At 44.9% G+C, this 21525-nt stretch carries 23 protein-coding genes; 14 read left to right on the plus strand and 9 right to left on the minus strand.

Going from position 1 to position 21525, the window contains the following annotated elements:
* Positions 1 to 5 precede the first annotated feature (5 nt).
* The 6 genes from AB5627_RS03140 to fabD form a co-directional block, all read right to left on the minus strand.
* Entirely contained in the window at positions 6 to 134 is a 129-nt protein-coding gene (locus tag AB5627_RS03140; protein WP_265290570.1) for a hypothetical protein, read from the minus strand.
* A 29-nt stretch (positions 135 to 163) separates the two neighbouring features.
* Positions 164 to 679 carry a shikimate kinase gene (locus AB5627_RS03145; RefSeq protein WP_022288135.1) on the minus strand — a complete coding sequence of 172 codons (516 nt, stop codon included), beginning with the start codon at positions 677 to 679 and terminating at the stop codon, positions 164 to 166.
* Positions 680 to 705: 26 nt separating this feature from the next.
* Positions 706 to 1554 (minus strand): shikimate dehydrogenase, encoded by an 849-nt coding sequence (locus AB5627_RS03150; protein ID WP_022288134.1) that lies wholly within the window; start codon positions 1552 to 1554, stop codon positions 706 to 708.
* Between the two features lie 166 nt (positions 1555 to 1720).
* On the minus strand, positions 1721 to 2200 hold the full coding sequence (locus tag AB5627_RS03155) for a dCMP deaminase family protein (protein WP_022288133.1): 480 nt from the start codon (positions 2198 to 2200) through the stop codon (positions 1721 to 1723).
* An 18-nt stretch (positions 2201 to 2218) separates the two neighbouring features.
* Positions 2219 to 2746, minus strand: coding sequence for a hypothetical protein (locus AB5627_RS03160; RefSeq protein WP_022288132.1), 528 nt, complete (start codon positions 2744 to 2746; stop codon positions 2219 to 2221).
* An 18-nt stretch (positions 2747 to 2764) separates the two neighbouring features.
* On the minus strand, positions 2765 to 3688 hold the full coding sequence (fabD, locus tag AB5627_RS03165) for an ACP S-malonyltransferase (protein ID WP_022288131.1): 924 nt from the start codon (positions 3686 to 3688) through the stop codon (positions 2765 to 2767).
* 413 nt (positions 3689 to 4101) lie between these two features.
* Between fabD and AB5627_RS03170 the strand changes: the two genes are divergently transcribed.
* From AB5627_RS03170 to AB5627_RS03220, 11 genes are all read left to right on the plus strand, one after another.
* Positions 4102 to 5109 carry a beta-ketoacyl-ACP synthase III gene (locus tag AB5627_RS03170; protein WP_022288130.1) on the plus strand — a complete coding sequence of 336 codons (1008 nt, stop codon included), beginning with the start codon at positions 4102 to 4104 and terminating at the stop codon, positions 5107 to 5109.
* A 90-nt stretch (positions 5110 to 5199) separates the two neighbouring features.
* Positions 5200 to 6138 (plus strand): enoyl-[acyl-carrier-protein] reductase FabK, encoded by a 939-nt coding sequence (fabK, locus tag AB5627_RS03175; protein WP_022288129.1) that lies wholly within the window; start codon positions 5200 to 5202, stop codon positions 6136 to 6138.
* An 18-nt stretch (positions 6139 to 6156) separates the two neighbouring features.
* Positions 6157 to 6891, plus strand: coding sequence for a 3-oxoacyl-[acyl-carrier-protein] reductase (fabG, locus tag AB5627_RS03180; RefSeq protein ID WP_022288128.1), 735 nt, complete (start codon positions 6157 to 6159; stop codon positions 6889 to 6891).
* 230 nt (positions 6892 to 7121) lie between these two features.
* Entirely contained in the window at positions 7122 to 8354 is a 1233-nt protein-coding gene (fabF, locus tag AB5627_RS03185; protein ID WP_022288127.1) for a beta-ketoacyl-ACP synthase II, read from the plus strand.
* 15 nt (positions 8355 to 8369) lie between these two features.
* Positions 8370 to 8846, plus strand: coding sequence for an acetyl-CoA carboxylase biotin carboxyl carrier protein (accB, locus tag AB5627_RS03190; RefSeq protein WP_022288126.1), 477 nt, complete (start codon positions 8370 to 8372; stop codon positions 8844 to 8846).
* Positions 8847 to 8866: 20 nt separating this feature from the next.
* Positions 8867 to 9298: a 3-hydroxyacyl-ACP dehydratase FabZ gene (gene fabZ, locus AB5627_RS03195; RefSeq protein ID WP_022288125.1), complete on the plus strand. Its 432-nt coding sequence runs from the start codon at positions 8867 to 8869 to the stop codon at positions 9296 to 9298.
* Between the two features lie 38 nt (positions 9299 to 9336).
* Complete coding sequence (locus AB5627_RS03200) at positions 9337 to 10707, plus strand: acetyl-CoA carboxylase biotin carboxylase subunit (protein ID WP_022288124.1); 1371 nt, start codon at positions 9337 to 9339, stop codon at positions 10705 to 10707.
* Complete coding sequence (accD, locus tag AB5627_RS03205; RefSeq protein ID WP_118124127.1) at positions 10707 to 11585, plus strand: acetyl-CoA carboxylase, carboxyltransferase subunit beta; 879 nt, start codon at positions 10707 to 10709, stop codon at positions 11583 to 11585. Before AB5627_RS03200 ends, accD begins: the two co-directional genes overlap by 1 nt.
* Entirely contained in the window at positions 11578 to 12393 is an 816-nt protein-coding gene (locus tag AB5627_RS03210; protein WP_022288122.1) for an acetyl-CoA carboxylase carboxyltransferase subunit alpha, read from the plus strand. The genes accD and AB5627_RS03210 overlap by 8 nt, the downstream gene beginning before the upstream one ends.
* 110 nt (positions 12394 to 12503) lie before the next feature.
* Positions 12504 to 12737, plus strand: coding sequence for an acyl carrier protein (gene acpP / locus AB5627_RS03215; protein WP_038672418.1), 234 nt, complete (start codon positions 12504 to 12506; stop codon positions 12735 to 12737).
* A 175-nt stretch (positions 12738 to 12912) separates the two neighbouring features.
* Positions 12913 to 13317 (plus strand): bis(5'-nucleosyl)-tetraphosphatase, encoded by a 405-nt coding sequence (locus tag AB5627_RS03220; RefSeq protein ID WP_046439839.1) that lies wholly within the window; start codon positions 12913 to 12915, stop codon positions 13315 to 13317.
* 609 nt (positions 13318 to 13926) lie between these two features.
* Here the strand turns inward: AB5627_RS03220 and AB5627_RS03225 are convergent.
* From AB5627_RS03225 to AB5627_RS03235, 3 genes are all read right to left on the minus strand, one after another.
* Positions 13927 to 15420, minus strand: coding sequence for a sodium:solute symporter (locus AB5627_RS03225; protein ID WP_265290590.1), 1494 nt, complete (start codon positions 15418 to 15420; stop codon positions 13927 to 13929).
* Between the two features lie 241 nt (positions 15421 to 15661).
* On the minus strand, positions 15662 to 15766 hold the full coding sequence (locus tag AB5627_RS03230) for a DUF3789 domain-containing protein (RefSeq protein WP_022288118.1): 105 nt from the start codon (positions 15764 to 15766) through the stop codon (positions 15662 to 15664).
* An 80-nt stretch (positions 15767 to 15846) separates the two neighbouring features.
* On the minus strand, positions 15847 to 16995 hold the full coding sequence (locus AB5627_RS03235; RefSeq protein WP_265290574.1) for an SLC13 family permease: 1149 nt from the start codon (positions 16993 to 16995) through the stop codon (positions 15847 to 15849).
* Positions 16996 to 17155: 160 nt separating this feature from the next.
* On the opposite strand from AB5627_RS03235, the gene AB5627_RS03240 reads away from it, so the two are divergent.
* From AB5627_RS03240 to AB5627_RS03250, 3 genes are all read left to right on the plus strand, one after another.
* Complete coding sequence (locus tag AB5627_RS03240; RefSeq protein ID WP_270760338.1) at positions 17156 to 17776, plus strand: TetR/AcrR family transcriptional regulator; 621 nt, start codon at positions 17156 to 17158, stop codon at positions 17774 to 17776.
* A gap of 255 nt (positions 17777 to 18031) precedes the next feature.
* Positions 18032 to 19780 carry an ABC transporter ATP-binding protein gene (locus tag AB5627_RS03245; protein ID WP_265290591.1) on the plus strand — a complete coding sequence of 583 codons (1749 nt, stop codon included), beginning with the start codon at positions 18032 to 18034 and terminating at the stop codon, positions 19778 to 19780.
* A gap of 2 nt (positions 19781 to 19782) precedes the next feature.
* Positions 19783 to 21519: an ABC transporter ATP-binding protein gene (locus AB5627_RS03250; RefSeq protein WP_022288112.1), complete on the plus strand. Its 1737-nt coding sequence runs from the start codon at positions 19783 to 19785 to the stop codon at positions 21517 to 21519.
* The last annotated feature ends 6 nt before the right edge of the window (positions 21520 to 21525 follow it).

The following is a 21525-nucleotide window of genomic DNA, read 5'->3' on the forward strand; positions in this document are numbered from 1 at the left end:
CCGTACTATTTATTATGACAAAGCTTTTCCGTTTTTGGCATCATCACAAGCAGAAGTATGAAGAAAAATGCAAGATAAACGGGCATAAGCTTAAGGCTCGCATGGTTTGCGATAAGCCCGAAAACAGGGGGCATGAAGGTCGCCCCTGCAGGGAAGAGATAAATCAGCCCTGCCCGAAATCAAATCTCTTGTAAAGCTTTTGTATCTTAGAAGCGATGACGATAGGCGGATAACCACCGCTTATGACATAGTGTGAGTGGGCAAGATATAAAGGTCTTCGATAGTCAAACCGCTCTAAAAGCTGTTCTCTGGTGGAGTTGTAAGCGATAGGTCTGTTAGGGTCGTTTTTTATGCGTCCGTAGCAGGTGTTGAAATATGTGTCGATAAAGACCACCATGCCCGATCTTTTAGCCACCTTGCCGTTCTCCTCCGAAAGCAATGCTCCGCCGCCTGTTGCAACAACGCCGCCAATGTCAGCAAATGCTGCAAGAGCCTCGGTTTCAAGCTTCCTGAAATGCTCCTCACCGTATTTGTCGAATATTTCAGGTATGCTCATTCCTGCCGTATTTTCGATATACTTGTCAAGGTCAACGCACTGACAGCCCATTTTTTTCGCCAAGATCTTTCCCACAGTAGATTTTCCGCAGCCCATAAAGCCGCACAAAAATATTGGTCTCATATTTACTATCCTTATTATAATGTATTTTACTTAAAATCCTTCTCCACAGCGATCTCCATTTCGTCTATGATAGATTGAACTTCCTCGTCTGTGTATTCGTCGCCGTCCCATATCTCGTGAGCGGAAACCGCCTGCCAAACTAGCATTGCCATGCCTCCGACAGCGTTCTTGCCCATAGCCTTGGCTTTCTGCATGAGCAAAGTCTCACGAGGGTTGTATATAACGTCAAATACCGCACCGCTCGCCTTTATAACTTCATCAGGAACAGGGCAGGCGTTTGTCTTAGGATACATTCCCACAGGGCAAGCGTTCATAAGCAGCTCGTAGTGAACGTCGGTCGGTATCTCAGTGTTTAGAACAATAGTTATCCTAGCGTCAGACTTCATAGCCTTTATTTCTTTCTCTACCTGCTTAGCCAAAGGCATATCGCTCTCCAGTACAGCAATGTAAAGGTCAGCCCCGGCAAGAGCCGCCTCAATTGCCATCATTCTGCCTACTCCGCCGCAGCCTATAAGCAGTATCTTTCCCGTGAAGTCGATATTCATTGCACGAACAGTCCTGAGAAAGCCGTCGCAGTCAGTGTTGTAACCAACGTGCCTGCCGTTTTTGTTGTCAACGCAGTTTACAGAGTGATAACGCTTTGCCGATTGGTCAAGCTCATCAGTGTAGTCGATAATGCCTATCTTGTGGGGAATAGTGATGTTGTAGCCGTTAAGAGAATTAAGATACTCCGCCTTGTCCTTAAGCTCCTCAGGCTTTACCTCCAGTATCTCGTACTCGTATTCACGGTTTTTTAGTTCAAAAAGCCTGGCGTGAATAGGCGGCGACATAGTGTGTTTAAGCGTTTCTCCAAGTATAGCGTATTTTCTTGACATTTTACATTCCTTCTTTATAAAAAATTTCCGCATATTAATAATGTATATCTGTAGGGGCAACTTGCAATTTATTGCACAAATCTTAATAACCGCACAATGTACAGTAGGGGCGAACAGTGTTCGCCCGCATTGTCGCCTGAAACTGTTTCGGCAGGATAATTGCCTTTTACAGCCTTATAGTTATCTCACGGTTAGTAGGTATATACCTGCGTATCTTTACCCCCGTCAGCTCAAACATTTTCTTAGAAGCCTTAACTCCGTCAGTGTCAGCGTATTTGTCTTCCCAGTAAACGACTTCCTTTATGCCGCTTTGAATGATAGCCTTTGCACATTCGTTGCATGGAAAAAGTGAAACATATATCTTGGCATTCTGTAAGCTTCCTGCCGCATGGTTGAGAATGGCGTTAAGTTCGGCATGACACACAAATGGATATTTCGTGTCAAGAAACTCTCCGTTCCTGTCCCACGGCATCTCATCATCAGAACACCCGGTAGGCATACCGTTGTAGCCTACTGACAATATCTTGTTGTCCTGAGAAACTATGCAAGCCCCTACCTGCGTGTGAGAATCCTTGCTCCTCTGTGCAGATAGCAGTGAAATGCCCATAAAATATTCGTCCCATGATATGTAGTCATTGCGTTTCATTTTATACACCGCCTTTTATCAGGTATCTTCATCATCAATGTCTGATATGCTCAGCATTGTCACCTTGCCGTCATCATCAAAAAAGAAAGTCGCCAAAAAGCTCCTTTTCTTGTATTTCCATGCGTCTGCGTCAGGACTGTCAGGCTCGCCGAAAACTTTTTTGACTTCCGTCTTGTCATCACCGCATTTTACCCCTGCAATGCTCATTCCCTTTTTATCGGAACTGCTTTGCGCCGCACTTATCTGACGTATCTTCGACTTCCTGTCAATATTGTCAACACTGTCCGCTTCTACCTTAACAGTGCCTATTATACTGCCGTCCTGCATAAGCGCCACCGAGAATATCCCCTTGCCGTTTGAGTTTCCCGAAAAAGGATAATCCAGCGTGTATTCATATTCCTCGCCAATATCGTCCAGAGTGCATGGTATCTGTATATCCTTGCCGTTTATCTTTATCTCCCACGCACATTTTCCACAGGCACTCAGACAAACAAGCATTGCCACCGCCAATGCCAACAGCAAAGCCCTTTTCATAGCCTTTTTCATTTTTCTCCCCTCGATATTTTAGCTCAGAGAAGCAAGAGCCTTTTCCATTGTGGCATTGTTCTCAATGTTCACAGCGTTCTTGCCCTTGAGAGTTTTCTTTACAAGACCCGTAAGCACCTTGTTAGGACCAAGCTCGATAAAGTTTTCATAGCCTGCCTTTTCCATTTCTGCAAGCTCAGAAGTGAACTTAACGGGTGAAACGATGTGCTTGGCAAGCATATCAGGCATAGCAGAAAAGTCCTCAAGCTTTGTTCCAAGAACGTTTGAGTAAAAATCTACATTTGCAGTCTTGAATTCAACTGTCTTTGCAGTTTCGATAAATTCATCAGCCGCACTCTGCATGAGCTTTGAGTGGAAAGCGGACGCAACATTGAGCTTTATAGCCTTTTTCTTCATCTCCGCAAACTTTGCCGCAGCCGCCTCGCAAGCCGCAGTATCACCAGCGATAACAGTCTGAACGGCTGAGTTGTAGTTTACAGGAACAACATAGCCCTCTGTTTCCTCGCATATCTTCTCGACCTCTTCAGCAGGCAGACCGATTATAGCATACATTGAGCCACTGTTAGCCTCTGCGGCTTTCTGCATTGCAGCCGCTCTCGCCTTGATGAGCTTGAAGCCGTCCTCCATAGTTACAACACCTGCGGCTACCATAGCAGCATATTCGCCCAGTGAGTGACCTGCTACGCCGTCAAATGTGATGCCCTCAGCCTTTGCGGCTTCAAAAGCGGCAAGCGAGCAAGCCATTATAGCAGGCTGTGAGTTCACTGTTTTGTTAAGCTCAGTGTCAGGGCCGTCAAATGTTACCGCTCTCAGGTCATATCCCAGCACCTTTTCCGCTGTGTCGAAAACCGCATTTGCAGCATCATACTTTTCGCAAAGCTCCTTAGCCATTCCTACATACTGTGAGCCTTGCCCAGAAAATAAGAAAATGTTTTTTGACATAAAATTTTACTCCTTTGTGGTTAAATTTATACATAGCCGCCTGATAATATCAAAGCCGCCTTATCTCATATCTGTAAATTTCTGAAAGCTATCTCCGCTCAATTATTGTTTTATGATTTAATTTTTGCAAGATATTTTCAAAAATGGACACATAATATTAACTAACGCCCTAAAACTTGTGAAAAATTCTCTAAATGTTTAAATTCATCAAGAGTTGTTCATAATTTGTTATTGACGTATCTAAAAAAACAGTTTATAATTATAATGTTATGATATGTGTTATATAGTTAAAAAATTAACTAATTATATTTTGATATAATATATTTTGACTTGCTCCATAGGAACAAGAACATTATAGCACAAATTACGGAAATATACAATATATAATATAGAATTTTCAGGAGGAAAAATCAGTGGGAAGTAAAGTAACAGGCGTAAAGATCAAGGGCATAGGCAAATATGTGCCTGAAATGGTCGCAACAAACGAGGATTTCACAAAGATCGTTGAAACAAGCGACGAGTGGATAACTCAGAGAACAGGCATCAAGCAAAGACACATCACAAATGGCGAGCCTACATACTATCTTGGAGCAATGGCGGCAAAGGCTGCAATGGCTGACGCAGGAGTAAAGGCAGAGGATATCGACCTTATTATTGCCACAACAGTAACAGGGGATTATTTCACTCCGTCACTTTCCTGCCTTATCCAGAGAGAGATAGGCGCGATAGGCTGTATCGCATTTGACCTTAACGCTGCTTGTGCAGGCTTTGTTTACGGCTTTGATACCGCAAAGAGATATCTCCAGACAGGAGATGGAATAAAGACCGTTCTCTTGGTGGCTTCTGAGGAGCTTTCAAAATTCGTTGACTATACCGACCGTTCTTCCTGCGTGCTTTTCGGTGACGGCGCAGCCGCTTTCGTCCTTGAAACAGCAGAGGATACTACATACTCAAGTTTCCTTGGCGCAGACGGAAACGGTGCAAAGTATCTTGCTTCCCGTGCTTTGAAGTCTGAGAACGCTTTCAGAACCAATACCGAGGAATTTGATATGGATATGCCTGAAACAAAGGATTATTTCTTCAAGCAAGACGGCAAAGAGGTCTATAAGTTTGCCACAAAGGCACTTCCAAATGCAGTTGAGCAGGCTTGTGCAAAGATCGAAATTTCCCCTGATGACCTTGATTGGATAGTGCCGCATCAGGCAAATATAAGAATAATCGAAACTGCCGCAAAGCACCTTGGCGTTTCAATGGACAAGTTCCCGGTATATATCGACCGCTATGGAAACACATCTTCCGCATCTATCCCTATCGCATTTTGCGACGCAGTTGCAGAAGGCAGGATAAAAAGAGGCGACAAGGTTTGTCTTGTAGGCTTCGGCGGTGGACTTACTTATGGTGCGGCTGTTTTCGAGTATTGATAATAAATATACAGTTTATATTCGGTACATAATAAATTGTTATTATGTATTATGGCATAAAATTTGCTTTTGACAATAAGGAGAACTACTATGACTACTACAAAGACAAGAATAACTGAACTTTTGGGTATAAAATACCCTATCTTTCAGGGCGGTATGGCTTGGATAGCTGAGCATACTCTCGCTTCCGCAGTTTCAAACGCAGGCGGACTTGGCATAATCGCAGGCGGCTCTGCACCTATCGACTACCTGAGAGATCAGATAAGACAGACAAAGGCGGCTGTAAACGGCAAGCCTTTCGGTGTTAATATCATGCTCATGAGCCCTAATGCCGACGACCTCGCTCAGCTCGTTATAGATGAGGGCGTACCTGTCGTAACAACAGGTGCAGGCAACCCAGGCAAGTATATGGCTGCATGGAAAGAAGCAGGCATAAAGGTGATACCTGTCGTTCCGTCAGTTGCTCTTGCAAAGAGAATGGAAAGAGCAGGCGCTGACGCTGTTATTGCAGAGGGAACAGAGTCAGGCGGACATATCGGTGAGAACACAACGATGTGTCTTGTACCACAGGTAGTTGACGCAGTTGAGATACCTGTTATCGCCGCAGGCGGAATAGCAGACGGCAGAGGAATAGCCGCTTCATTCATGCTTGGCGCAGAGGGCGTACAGCTCGGCACACGTTTCCTTGCCGCAGAGGAGTGTCAGATAAACCCTGTTTATAAGGAGCTTGTTGTAAAGGCTAAGGATACAGACAGCATCGTAACAGGCAGATATACAGGTCACCCATGCAGAAACGTTAAGACAAAGTTCTCAAAGAAGCTTGCAAGCGGCGAAGCAAACGGCACGATCACACCTGAGGAGTTTGAAGAGATAACCCTCGGTTCACTGAGAAAAGCCGTTCAGGACGGCAACCTTGAAGAAGGTTCTTTCCTCTGCGGAGCTATCGCAGGCATGGTAAAGAAGGTCGAACCTGCAAAGGATATGATAGAGGAAATGTTCACAGAAGCAGAAAAGCTTCTCGGCAAGTAAAAGACGGAGGAAGATAAAATGGCAACAGCATTGATAACAGGTTCCGCAAGAGGAATAGGTGCAGCAATAGCACTCAGACTTGCAAAGGACGGCTATAATATTGCTCTCAACGACATCTCTGAGGCAATGTTTCAAGATAACGATATAATGGATAAGATAAAGGCAGAGGGTGTAGAGTGTGAAAAGTTCATCTGCGACGTTTCAAGCTATGCACAGGTAGAGGAAACAGTCAAGGCAGTAAAGGCTCGTTTCGGCACTATCGACGTTCTCGTAAACAACGCAGGAATCACTCGTGACGGTCTTATGGCTCGTATGAGCGAGGAACAGTACGATATGGTAGTTGCTGTAAACCAGAAGAGCGTGTTCAATATGTCAAAGTTCGTTGGCAGCGTTATGATGCGACAGAAGTCAGGCAAAATAATAAATCTTGCTTCCGTTGCAGGACTTTACGGCAATCCTGGACAGATAAACTATTCCGCAACAAAGGCGGCTATCGTCGGCATGACAAAGACAGTTGCAAAGGAGCTTGGCTCAAGAGGTATCACCTGCAATGCAGTTGCCCCTGGATTTATCAAGACCCCTATGACGGACAAGCTTACAGACGCTCAGAAACAGGCTATGATAAATCAGATAGCTATGAAACGTTACGGCGAGGTAGATGAGATAGCAGGCGTTGTATCATTCCTTGCCTCAAAGGACGCAAGCTACGTTACAGGACAGGTAATAGAAATAAGCGGCGGACTTATGATGTAGTCACTCGGTCACTCGCCGTGACGGGCATTTTACGCCGTGCGTTTCGGTATGATGTAATTTGTGTCCGCTCAGCGAAAATATGCAGACCGAATAAAAATATTGTTTGGCTTTATATCAAGCAATAATGTAGGGACGAACAGCGTTTGCCCGTTATCCCACAAGCCATGTGCTCGATATGTGCCGTGGAAAGATAAGATATATCATTGTTTCAGAAATAAAGGAGTGTTTAAATGAGAAGAGTTGTTATCACAGGTATGGGTACAGTAAACCCTCTTGGAAAAAACGTAGAAGAGTTCTGGGAGAACATCAAGGCTAACAAGAACGGTCTTTCATATGTTGACCAGTTCGATACTGAGAATTTCCCTGTAAAGATAGTCGGAGCTGTCAAGGATTTTGACTGCACAGAGTATATAGACAAAAAAGAGGCAAAGAGAATGGATAGATTCACACAGTTCGCTGTGTGCTCTGCAAAGCAGGCTCTTGCCATGGCCGGCACTGATTTCAAGGACGTTGATCCTTTCAAAGCAGGCGTTATAATCGGCGTTGGTATCGGCGGTCTTAACATGACCGAAAAGGAAGTCACAAAGTTCAACGAAAAGCCTGACAAGGTGTCCGTATTCTTTATCCCTATGATGATAGGCAATATGGCTGCCGGCACTGTTGCAATGCAGACAGGCTTTAAGGGCGATAATTTCTGTACCACTACAGCTTGCGCTTCAGGTACTCACGCTATCGGCGAGGCTTTCAGAAAGATAAAGGACGGCTACCTTGACGTTTGCCTTTGCGGCGGCTCAGAGGCTTGTATCTCTCATTTCGCACTCAGCGGCTTCAACAATATGAAGGCTCTCTCAAAGGCAACAGAGCTTGACAAGGCTTCAACTCCATTCGACCTGAACAGACAGGGCTTTGTCCTTGGCGAGGGTGCAGGCATACTTTGCCTTGAAGAGTATGAGCACGCTAAAGCAAGAGGTGCAAATATCATAGCTGAAATAGCAGGCTATGGCGCAACAGGCGACGCTTATCACATGACAAGCCCATCACCAACAGGTGAGGCTGCCGCTCATGCAATGAAGTATGCCTATGAAGAAGCAGGTCTGAAGCCTGAGCAGGTGAACTACATCAACGCTCACGGCACATCAACAGGTCTTAACGATAAGTATGAAACAACAGCTATCAAGCTTGCTCTTGGCGAAGAAGCCGCAAGAAAGACGGTCATAAACTCCACAAAGTCTATGACAGGTCACCTTCTTGGTGCGGCAGGCGGCATGGAAGCTATCGTTACTGCACTTTCTGTACAGAACGACTTTGTTCATAAAACAATAAACTACACCACTCCTGACCCTGAGTGCGACCTTGACTACTGTGTTGAGGGCAACAGAGAAATGCCTGTCTATGCAGCACTTTCAAACTCTCTGGGCTTTGGCGGACATAACGCTACTATCTGTATCAAGAAGTGCGACTAATAAGGAGAAACTGATATGAGCGAAAAAATTTATGGTCAGTTTGACCTTGAAACAATAGAGAAGCTTGCCGATATCGTGAAGAATAAAGACCTCGGTGAGATAACAATAGCTGACGGCGACAAGGTGATAACAGTAAAGGGCAAGAAATGCCCTCCTCCTGCACCAATGGGAATGCCTATGCCAATGGCTGTAGGCACAGCTTTACCTGCTACCCAGACAGCACCAGAAGCGTCGGCAACATCAGCGCCGGTAACAGGCGGCAAGGCAGTTAAAGCCCCTATCGTGGGAACATTCTATGCCGCTCCGTCACCTGATTCAAAGCCGTTCGTAAGCGTTGGCGACAAGATAAAGAAGGGCGACACTATCTTCATTATCGAGTCCATGAAGGTAATGAGCGAAGTACAGAGCGAATTTGACGGCGTGGTAAGAGAGATATGCGTAAACAGCGGCGACGCTGTTGAGTTCGATCAGACCATAATGATACTTGACTAAACTGATTTGGAGGAAAGACAATGGCAGTTGTTTTGAATAAAGAGCAGATCATGGAAATAATCCCTCACCGTGACCCTTTTCTGCTTATCGACGAGGTAAACGAGCTTGAAGTGGGCAAGCGTGTAAAGGCTACAAAGTATATAAAGGCTGAGGACTTTTGGTTCAAGGGACATTTCCCGAACTATCCTGTTACCCCAGGCGTACTTATGGTAGAGATGTGTGCGCAGGCAGGTGCAGTTGCACTGCTTTCACTTCCTGAGAACAAGGGCAAGATAGGTCTGTTCGGCGGCATAAACAACTGTAAGTTCCGTCAGCAGGTAGTGCCTGGTGATAAGCTGGATATCGAGGTGGAGATAATCAAAGTCAAGGGTCCTATCGGCGTTGGAAAGGCACTTGCTTCTGTAAACGGCAAGAAGGCTGTTTCCGCTGAGATAACTTTTGCGATAAAGTAAGGTATCTCTTATTCTAGTCATAATTAGTGAGGCATAATATGTTCAAAAAAGTATTGATAGCGAACAGAGGCGAGATCGCTGTCCGCATTATAAGAGCCTGCCGAGAGCTTGGCATACATACTGTTGCGGTATATTCCACCGCCGACAGAAACGCTCTCCATGCTCAGATAGCAGACGAAGCAGTCTGCATAGGTCCTGCACCAAGCAAGGACAGTTATCTTAATGTCAGGGCGATAATCTCCGCCTGCGAGATAACAGGTGCAGACGCTATCCACCCGGGCTTTGGCTTTCTGTCTGAAAATCCGTCCTTTGCGAGAATGTGCGAAAAGTGCGGCATAACTTTCATAGGACCGAGAGCCGAGTCTATTGAAATGCTTGGCGATAAAGCGCAGGCAAAGGAAACAATGAAAGAAGCAGGTGTGCCTGTTATAATGGGTTCAGACGGTGCTATCTCAAATATCCATGCGGCGCATACCCTTGCAAGAGATCTTGGCTACCCTGTTATGGTAAAGGCTTCAGCAGGCGGCGGAGGACGTGGCATAAGGATCGTTCACTCCGACGATGAGCTTGAATCACAGATGACCGCCGCAAAGCAGGAAGCTCTTGCCTGCTTCGGCAATGACGAGATCTATATCGAGAAATTCATAGAAGACCCTAAGCATATCGAGATACAGATACTTGCGGATAATTACGGCGATGTTATCTATCTGGGCGAGCGTGACTGCTCCATGCAGAGAAGAAATCAGAAGGTCCTCGAGGAAGCCCCTTCCCCTGCAAGCTTTATGAATGAGGAGCTTCGTGCGAAAATGGGCAAAGCCGCTTGTACAGCCGCTAAGGTCTGCGGCTATAGGAATGCAGGCACTATTGAGTTCCTTGTGGATAAAAACGGCGAGTTCTATTTCATGGAAATGAACACCCGTATACAGGTGGAACACCCTATCACAGAAGCTGTTACAGGCGTTGACCTTGTAAAGCAACAGCTTCTTATCGCATCAGGACAGAGATTGTCTATAAAGCAGGAGGATATAAAGCTGACAGGTCATGCAATAGAGTGCCGTATAAATGCGGAAAATCCGCTTCTTGATTTCAGACCGTCACCTGGCAGGATAAAGTCGCTCTTTATCCCAGGAGGACCAGGAATAAGAGTAGATACCGCAGTTTATCAGGGCTATGAGATACCGCCTTATTACGATTCAATGATAGGCAAGCTCATCGTTCACGGTAAGAACAGAGAAGAAGCTATTGCGAAAATGACATGGGCGCTGTCTGAGTTTATCGTAGACGGCGTTGCAACCAATGTTGATTTCCAGCTCAAGCTTATAAGACGCCCTGAGTTTTTAGAGGGCAATTACGATAACGGTTTTCTTAACCGTACCGACATTTTGGCAGATGAGAGGAGTAAGGAATAATGCTTGAAGATCTGTTTTCTGTCGTTAAAGTAAGATTTAACGGCGATAAGGCGGACGATGACAAGAAAAAGACCGATATCCCAAAGGGTCTGCTTTTCAAGTGTCCAAGATGCAGAAACGTCACTTTTATGGAGGAGTTTCAGGCAAACGGCAAGGTTTGTCCTCACTGTAACTATCATTCAAGACTTACCGCAAAAGAACGTCTTGATATAACCATAGATAAGGGCAGCTTTGAGGAATTTGATAAGGATATGGTATCAAAAAATCCTATAGATTTCCCTGACTATGAAGCAAAACAGCAGGCTTTGAGGGAAAAGACAGGACTTAAAGACGCTGTCCTCACAGGAAAGGCTGCCATAAGAGGCGAGAAGATAGTTATAATCGTTATGGATTCTAACTATATGATGGCTTCCATGGGCAGCGTTGTGGGCGAAAAGATAACACGAGCTATCGAATATGCCACCGCAAATAAGCTCCCTGTTATCGCATTCACAGCCTCAGGCGGAGCAAGAATGCAGGAGGGTATAGTTTCCCTTATGCAAATGGCGAAAACAAGCGGTGCTGTGGCTAGACATAACCAAGCAGGTCTGCTTTATATCGCAGTTATGACCGACCCTACCACGGGCGGAGTAACAGCTTCCTTTGCGTCACTGGGCGATATCATAATCGCAGAGCCAAAGGTGCTTATCGGATTTGCAGGCAGACGTGTTATAGAGGGTACTATCAAGCAGAAGCTTCCTGACGATTTCCAGTCTGCCGAGTTCATGCTTGAAAACGGCTTTGTTGATATGATAGTTGAGCGAAAGAAAATGAGAAGGGTTCTCGCTCATATACTCAGACTTCATAAGCCAGCAAAGGAGGTGTCCTCAAATGAGTGAGCTGACAGCTTGTCAAAGACTTGATATAATCAGACACAAGGGCAGACCGACTGCCAAGGACTATATCCCTCTTATATTCGACGATTTCTTTGAGATGCACGGCGACAGACTTTTTGGTGATGACGGTGCTGTTATGGGTGGTATAGCATATTTTAAGGGCATACCTGTTACAGTTATCGCAGAGGTAAAGGGCAGAGATCTTGCAGAAAATCAGAAGTGCAATTTCGGTATGCCCCACCCGGAGGGCTATAGAAAGGCTCTCAGGCTTGCAAGGCAGGCTGAGAAGTTCCATAGACCTGTTATATGCCTTGTAGATACAGCAGGCGCATTCTGCGGCGTAGAGGCTGAGAAGCGTGGTCAGGGCGAAGCGATAGCCAAAAACATCATGGAGTTCATGACCCTCAAGACTCCCGTTATCTCCATAATACTCGGAGAAGGCGGATCGGGAGGAGCGCTGGCTCTTGCAGTGTGCGATGAGCTTGCCATGCTTGAGAACGCTATCTATTCGGTAATATCACCGAGAGGTTTCGCAAGTATACTGTGGAAGGATTCCACAAGAGAGCGTGAAGCCTGCGATATAATGAAGATAACCGCCGAGGATCTTACAAGACTTGGCGTGTGCGACCATATAATTTCCGAAGCCGACGGCGGCGCACATAACGACCCACAGCTCACTGCGGAGAATATCTCTGACTATATCGAGGGAGCTTTGAAAAGAAAATTGCAAAAAGGTCTTGACGAATTGCTTGAGGGGCGGTATAATAAGTTTAGAACTGTGGGCGAGTTTGAGGAAAGTTCGCAGGAATGAGTTTTTTTGATGATCATGCCGAATGATTTGCCGACTTATGAGCGGCGGCGGCTGACATAAATGCTGCGCTGAGCGGCAGACCCAGTAAAGTACAGAATGGAGGTAAAGTAATGGTATTTGATAAGATCAAGGACATTATCGTAGAGCAGCTCGATGTTGAAGAGGACGCAGTAACTATGGAGGCTTCTATCACAGAGGATCTCGGCGCTGACTCACTGGACGTAGTTGACCTTGTAATGAGCATCGAGGAGAGCTTTGATGTAGAGATCCCTGATGAAGAGGTCGAGAACATCAAGACTGTTGGCGATATCGTTAAGTATATCGAGAACAAGGTTGAGGAATAATCTTTGACTGTTTCAAAAAGCTGTGCTTTTGCACGGCTTTTTTTATTTTACCTGATTTGTGGAATATGCACAAAATAGGAGTATATTTATTAAAGGGTATAGACAAATGAGGGCTGTTGTGATATAATTAAATCAATGAGTAAATATTGGGGCTAAGCTCCGGAAAGGAAAAATGATGCTGCATGAAAAATCCTGCGGTGCTATCGTTTACAGAAAGTATCACGGCAACACCGAGATACTGCTGATAAAGCATATCAACAGCGGTCATTGGTCATTCCCAAAGGGTCACGTTGAGGGCGATGAAACAGAGGAAGAAACTGCCAAGCGTGAGATCATGGAGGAAACGGGGATAGACGTAAATCTTGATACCACGTTTCGGGAGATAGTGTCCTATTCACCAAGGAAGGACACGCAGAAGATCGTTGTCTACTTTATCGGCAAAGCAAAGAACACCGACTACACTCCTCAGGAAGAGGAGATCGCAGACATACGTTGGGTCGAGATCGGCAGGGCAGGACAGGTCCTGTCTTACGAAAACGACCGCAGTATTGTAAACAAGGCGAAGAAATTTATAATCTGAAAAGAGTTCCATAAAATGCGTTCAGGTGTTGGATGGTGTTTTATGGAACTTTTTGTTGTCTGTATACACATTAATAATGTGGACCCCCAAAAGTTAGTTCAGGTAGGAAAACGGGCGAACACTGTTCGCCCCTACAGTGGATATTATACAAAATTCATGTGGTCAATTTGTGCAAACAAATGATTTATGATTTAATTTGGCAATAATCCATTAATTGTTGCATTTTTTATGCAACAAAAAGAGCATTTTTCAGGGATAAGTAGAAGGCGTCTTAGATACTTGCGGGCACGTACAAGCCCTGTGACTTAGTGAATACGATGAGAGATTCTGGAACAGGCTGTAGAGTACTTGTATCAGGACGTGGGCGTGCATTGTGATATTTTGTGTATACAAAACCTAGGGCATAATACCCAGTGTCATACTCCGAATGCAATTTGAAAATTGAATAAAAAAGGCTAAAACCCACGGCAACAAAATCGTAGGGGCGAACACCGTTCGCCCGCTTGTTTTGTCGTTTCGCTCACTATATCATTTGCATTATCCGCATAAAAAACAGGAACGAACAAAGTCCGTCCCTGTCTGCGTTTCAATTATGTAAGCCATGTGAAATCATATTTCGCTGTCATTATAACACTCGAACACCTTTTCAGCATGAGCCTTGTCAGCGTCGCTCTGCCTTGTGATAAGGCTAACGATAGGTACAAGAACAAGTCCGAAAAGCATCGCAAATGCGCCTGCGTTGATAGGCGAGGCAAGGTTTATGCCCCAAAGTGTTCCTGTGTGTCCTGCAAGGGTGTAGTATGCCATGTGTACGACCGTTATGCCTACTCCTGCGATAAAGCTTGCCATGCAAGCCGCCTTTGTTACGCCCTTCCAGAAAAGTCCGTACATAAATGGTGCAAGAAATGCTCCTGCAAGTGCGCCCCATGAGATAGACATGAGAGTTGAAATTACTGTCTGTGGATTTTCAAGGGTGATTATTGCAAGCACAACTGAGATGATAAGAAATACGGCAATGAAAATTCTCATTGTGATAAGCTGTTTTTTCTCGTCCATTTTTTCTTTCATTATAGGCTTGATAAGGTCGATAGTCAAAGTGGAGCTTGATGTAAGCACAAGCGATGAAAGTGTTGACATTGAAGCAGAAAGCACAAGAACGATAACAAGTCCGAAAAGCAGTGAAGGAAGCTTTTCCATCATAGTCGGAACTATTCCGTCAAAACCGCCCTCAGGAAGTCCGTCAGCGCTCTTGACAAAAAGTCTGCCGAAGCCACCAAGGAAGTAACAGCCGCCTGCTACCACTACTGCAAAGAATGTGGATACGATGGTGCCTGTTTTGATAGCCTTGTCGTCTTTTATTGCGTAGAATTTCTGCACCATTTGTGGAAGTCCCCATGTGCCGAGAGAGGTAAGAATAACAACGCCTGCAAGGTTTATAGGGTCAGGGCCGAATAGTGACGAATATGCACCCTTGTCGCCATTTGCGTCAGAAATATCACCAAGCAGGTCAAAAGAATTTCCAAGGCCGCCGTTTTCGCCAAGCACTGCAAGAACTACCGCCGCAATGCCCACAAGCATTACTATTCCCTGAATAAAATCGTTCAGTGCTGTAGCCTTGTAGCCACCCATGATAACATACACCGCAGTGAAAACTGCCATGCCGATTATACAATATTTGTAAGGGATACCAAAGCCCTTCTCAAAAAGTCTTGACAAGCCGTTGTAGACCGAAGCCGTATAAGGGATAAGGAATACGAACACGATAAGTGCCGAAACTATCTTCAAAGGCTTGCTGTTGTATCTCTTTTCAAAATACTCAGGCATGGTCTTTGCCTCAAGGTGTTTTGACATTATCCTTGTACGTCTGCCCAAAACTTTCCATGCAAGCCATGAGCCTATGACGGCGTTTCCAATTCCTACCCATGTGGAAGCTACACCGTAATTCCAGCCGAATTTTCCTGCGTAGCCTACAAAAATTACTGCCGAGAAGTATGAAGTTCCATATGCAAAGGCTGTGAACCATGCTCCAAGACCTCTTCCTCCCAGTACAAAATCATTGACGCTTGCCGATTTTCTGCGGTAATAAACACCTATGCCTATCATAAGTGCAAGGTATAATACCAATACTATCCACCTTGCTGTCAATCCAATACACTCCTTTTACTTCATGTGACGCTTTAAAGCTTTTATGCTTTTGCGTTTTTACTTGCTAAAGTACAATGATATTATTATAGTACAAAGCGGAGTATTTGTCAATACGGACAGGCATAAAAAAAGCCACCGCAAAGGGAAATTTTGCGGCAGCTTTTTTGGTGAAAATCACGAAGTTTACCTGAGTAAAACATCATCGTTCATCGTGACGGTCGCTTTCGCCTGCGGTGATACAAAGGCACATTGTCACAACGCCCACAAAACCGCCTACCAGCGTTCCTGCAAAAAATTCAAGCATAAAAACACCTCCTGCGGATAGTGTGGGCATTTAGCGAAAATGTTATGCAGATAAAGTGGGCAGGGTATAGAAAACTTATTTCAGTATGCGATCGTTACAGTCAGAGCCATTACAGCGAGAAAAGCGATATTTGCGGCTGTGAAATATGCGAAATATCTGCCTTTGATATGGGGGTGGCTGCGGCATATCTGCTTGTAGGATATAAGGCTTGCCATGGAGGCGATAAGAGTGCCAAGGCCGCCTATGTTCGTTCCTATTATAAGTGCGTTCAGCTTGTTGGTGAAGCCTGAAAGGAGTATAGCGCATGGAACGTTGCTTATTATCTGACTTGCGGCAACGGCAATAAAAAGCTCGTGACCGTTTATTATGCTGCTGAGTACACTGCGGAAAATCTCTACTCTGCCCATATTTCCGATAAAGATGAAAAATCCGCAGAATGTAAGAAGCAGTGAGTAATCAACTGTTTTAAGCACGTTTCTGTCAGCAATGGCAGAGAAAGCAAGTGCGCAGAGGGTTGTTATCTGCCATGGGATAAGCCTTGCAACTGTAAGCAGGCAAAGGACAAAAAGTAGGACGTATCCTGAAAGCTTTGTCTTGTCTTTAGTCGAATATGTATCGAAGTTTTCAGCAGTTATATCTGTCTTGACAGACAGCTTTCCTGATTTTTTACACACTGCAAGCGTCCACAGAAAAAGCATCGCTCCTGCAACAATAGTAAAGGGAAGCATAAGTACAAGAAAATCTTTCAGCTTCATATCCGATACACCAAAAAGGTATAGATTCTGAGGATTGCCTATAGGCGTGAGCATACTGCCAAGATTTGCGGCAATGGTCTGCAGAACGACAATGGGTATGAGAAGCTTGTTACCTGCTTCACCGAGAGTTGAGAGGGCGGTGAGAGTGAGGGGAACAAAGGTCAGAAGTGAAACGTCATTTGTTATGAACATACTTGAAAAGAAGCAAAGCCCCACAAGCACTATGGAAAGCTGAAATGCGGTATTGACTTTGCTTATGATAAATTTTGCACTGCGTTCAAAAATGCCAAGACCTTTGCAGCCCTCGGTCACTGTCATAAGAGAGAACAGAAGTCCAAGTGTTCGGAAGTCGATATAACTTGCATATGCTTTGTCGGGTGTGACGAAAAATGCAGATATAACGGCTAAGAGCATTGCCACTATCAGGACGGTTTCTTTTTTAGCGAAAGTGATCGCTTTGTTTATGTTTTTCATTTTATCATTTCCTGTCGTTAATCATATGATAAAATTATATCATGAAAATGATATTATTACAAGATTTTGAGCTGCTTTAAGAAAAAAACTTGACAAGTTTAAATAACCATGTTATAATAACACTGTTATTATAACATGGTTATTTTCAGGCAGGTGCAAAATGAGAACGGAAACAGCAGGAGTTACAGAAACTCTTATAGAGAGTGCAAAAAAAGAATTTCTTGAACACGGCTTTCAAAATGCAAATCTTCGCAGGATCTCTTCTGAGAGCGGAGTAAGTACGGGGTCTATATATACACGCTTTGGGGACAAGGCTGGACTTTTTTCGGCGGTGGTAAAGCCGGCTGCAGACGGACTTATGGAGTTGTATCTTGAAAGCATAACCGCTGCCACGGAGAGCGGCGACCCTGCGGAGGCGACAAGTCAGGGCAATGAGGGAACTGAGCTTGTGCTGAAATATATTTATGAAAACTTTGACGTTTTCAAGCTTATCTTCTGCCGCTCAGCAGGAACGGAGTATGAGCATTATTTTGACGAGCTTGCTGAGATAGAGGAAAAGTATTACAGGGAGTTTGTAAAGCAGTTTTCAAGGCGTGAAAACATGGTGAGCGACTTCTTCGTACACGTTATCTGCCGAACAGGCTGGTCTTATATTTACGAGGTGGTCTCTCATGATCTTTCTTATGATGAGGCGCAGATCTTTATGAAAAGCATAAGAGAGTTCTGCTTCGCAGGCTGGGGGAAAGTTCTGGGGCAGAATTATGAGGATCTGGGCTTGTAGGGTCTTGGTGTTGTTCGGGTTTTTAGTAGAACTTTGAGCAGGGAGCGGGACGTCGTATTTCTGCAAAGCAGAAATTGCGCCGCTCCCCTACAGAAAAGATGTCAAAATCATTTGACTTTTTTAACATTTTCAGCAATCCCTTATAGGGTGTTGCTTTTTAAATGGCAATAAGTTAGTTAAACCTAACTTTATAAACAAACAGGAGGTATTGTTGTGAAAAAGAAAGAGAAAAAGAAAAGTTCCTTTGCAGTTCTTATGCACTATGCAGGCGGACATAAGTATTATTCCTACGCTTCTGCTGTTCTTGCTGTAATAAGTGCATGGATAGCACTTATACCGTTTTATGATGTTTGGCGCATCATAAAAGAGATATTCAGGGTAAGACCTGATTTTTCAAAGGCGGAGAACATAAGCCGATACGGCTGGGAGGCTGTGGGCTTTGCACTTCTTGGAATGGTGTTTTATATCGCTGCGCTCATGTGTTCTCACAAGGCGGCATTCAGGGTGCAGGCTAACATGAGGGTGAGCATGATGAAGCATATTATGAAGCTTCCACTTGGTTATGTTGAAGCTGAGGGAACAGGAAAGATAAGAAAGATAGTTATGGATTCAAGTGCGTCAACGGAAACCTATCTTGCCCACAATTTCCCTGACAAGGCTGTTTCAATGGCGACCCCTGTGGGTCTGCTTGTTATGATGTTCATATTCGACTGGCGGCTTGGACTTATTAGCCTTATCCCTGCGTTCATCGCATTTGTGCTTATGGGCACGCTTATGATGGGTCCTAAAATGGCGGAGGATATGAAGCAGTATCAGAATGCACTTGAAAAAATGTCCTCTGAGGCGGTGGAGTATGTTCGTGGAATACCTGTTGTAAAAACCTTTGGTCAGACGATATTTTCTTTCAAGCGTTTCAAGCTTGCTATTGACGAATATGAAAAGTGGACTCTTGGATACACAAAGAACATGATGCTTCCGATGATATGCTTCACTACTGCGGCAAACGGCATTTTTGCGGCGCTTATAATTGCGGCTTTCAAACTCACTTCCCATGGAGTTACGGACGAGTTTGTTCTTAATCTTTTCTTTTATGTGATAATAACTTCTATTCTTACTGTAACGCTTATGAAGATAGCATATGCAGGAGAGTCACAGATGTTGGTGGACGACGCTGTGAACAGAATGTATTCTATTCTTGAAACTGAGCCGCTTGCTGAGACAAAGAGCGGTGAAACTCCAAAGGACTCATCTATCCAGCTTGACAATGCGGTGTTTGCTTATGACAATGCAGAGAGCAACGCTGTTGACGGAATAACGATGAACATAAAGGCAGGAGAGCATATTGCGGTAGTAGGTCCTTCAGGAGGAGGAAAGACCACCCTTTGTTCGCTTATCGCACGTTTCTGGGACGTAAAGAGCGGCTCTATAAAGATAGGAGGGGCAGACGTGAGAAACATTCCGTCAGAGGAGCTTATGAAGTATGTTTCATATGTTTTCCAGGACAGCAAGCTTCTTAAAATGAGTATTCTCGACAACGTGCGAATGGGCAGACCTGACGCCACGGACGAGGAAGTTATGCAGGCGCTTCGTGACGCACAGTGCATGGATATAATCGAGAAGTTCCCTGAGGGTGTTGATACTATGATCGGCTCAAAGGGCATATACGTTTCGGGGGGCGAGTGTCAGAGGCTTTCTATTGCAAGGGCGTTTTTGAAAAATGCGCCTGTGCTTATACTTGATGAGGCGACGGCTTTTGCCGACCCTGACAACGAGAGGTCTGTTCAGCAGGCTTTTGAGAGGCTTTCAAAAGACAAGACAGTTATAATGATAGCACACAGGCTTTCAACGGTAACAAATGCAGACCGCATTTACGTTCTTTCTGAGGGCAGGATAGCAGAGAGCGGAAAGCATGAGGAGCTTATAGAGCAGGGCGGGATCTACAGCCGTATGTGGAACGAATACAACAGGTCTGTAAGTTGGCAGGTCAGAAAGGCAGGGGTTTGATTATGAGCTTCACGGAAAAATTAAAACACAAATATGCCCTTTCAGACAAGGGTGCAAAAGGCATGATAAGGGCTTTTATTGCTGTTACGCTTGCTAACCTTGTGCTTATGCTCCCTGTGGGGCTTTTATATGTGCTTTCCTCATATCTTCTTGAGGGAGAGCTTCCAAGAGATAAGTTCTGGCTTTTTATGGGGGCGATAGTGGGAGTGCTTTTGCTTATTGCCCTTACAACGCTGTTTCAGTATAAGTCCACGTTTTACTCTACATATGTTGAAAGCGGTGTAAGACGAAGGACGCTTGCGGAAAAGCTCAGGAAGATACCCCTTTCATACTTTGGCAAGAAAGACCTTGCCGACCTTACAAACACTATCATGACGGACTGTGCAATGATAGAAACAGGCTCTTCGCATTGGATACCTGAGCTTGTGGGCGGTATCGTCTCCACTACTATCATTGTTATAAGCTTGTTTTTCTTTGACTGGAGAATGGCTCTTGCTTCAGTTTGGGTAATGCCGGTAGCATTTATGATAGTTATATCTTCAAAGAAGGTTATGTCAAGGATACACGAAAAGACGATGAAATATCGTATAGATTGCATTGACGGCATTCAGGAGGGGCTTGAAACTCTCCGTGACCTGCGTTCATACAACATGACAGAGAAATACTCTGAGGGGCTTGAAAAGAAGATAAAGGCTGTGGAAAAGCACGCTATCGTGGCAGAGTTTGCAAATGCGGTGTTCGTATGCTCAGCGCAGATGATATTAAAGCTCGGTATTGGAACTGTGGCTGTTGTGGGAAGCTCGCTTCTTGTAAAGGGTGAGATAACGGTGCTGACGTTCTTTATGTTCCTGCTGGTGGTAACAAGAATGTATGAGCCACTTCAGATAGCGCTTCAGAATTTGGCTGCTATAATAAGCCTAGACGCAAACTGCAAGCGTATGGACGAGATACTCTCGCACGAGGAGCAGTCGGGCAGTGATAAGCTTGACAACAAGGGTTATGATATCACATTCGACCATGTTGCTTTCTCATACAAGAGCGAAGAGCAGGTGCTTTCCGATGTAAGCTTCACTGCAAAGCAGGGGGAGATAACAGCGCTTATCGGTCCGTCTGGCGGAGGAAAGACCACTGTTGCAAGGCTTGCGGCAAGATTTTGGGATAATGACAAGGGTAAGATAACTGTTGGCGGAATGAATGTTGCAGACGTTGACCCTGAGAAGCTTTTGTCACTTTACTCTATCGTTTTCCAAGATGTAACGCTGTTTAACAACACTGTTATGGAGAATATCAGGATAGGCAGAAAGGACGCAACGGACGAGGAGGTTATGGCGGCGGCAAGGCTTGCACACTGCGAGGACTTTGTTGAGAAGATGCCTGACAAGTGGAACAGCATGATAGGAGAGAACGGCTCGGAGCTTTCGGGTGGTGAAAGACAGCGTATATCCATAGCGAGGGCATTTCTAAAGGACGCTCCTATCATTCTTATGGACGAGGCTACGGCTTCTCTGGACGTTGACAACGAGTCGCTTATACAGGAGTCTATTGCAAAGCTTATACAGAACAAGACTGTGCTTATAATAGCACACAGAATGAGAACTGTTGACGGTGTGGACAAGATAGTTGTGCTTAAAGACGGCAAGGTGGCTGAGACAGGCTCGCCTGAGGCGCTTAAAAAGACCAACGGTATCTACAAGCACATGGTTGAGATGCAGATTTGCTCGGAGAAATGGAAATACTGATATGAA

The organism is Ruminococcus sp. RTP21198st1_G1_RTP21198_201120 (genome assembly GCF_040924265.1).
In the GTDB taxonomy this organism is placed as follows: Bacteria; Bacillota; Clostridia; order Oscillospirales; family Ruminococcaceae; genus Hominimerdicola; species Hominimerdicola aceti.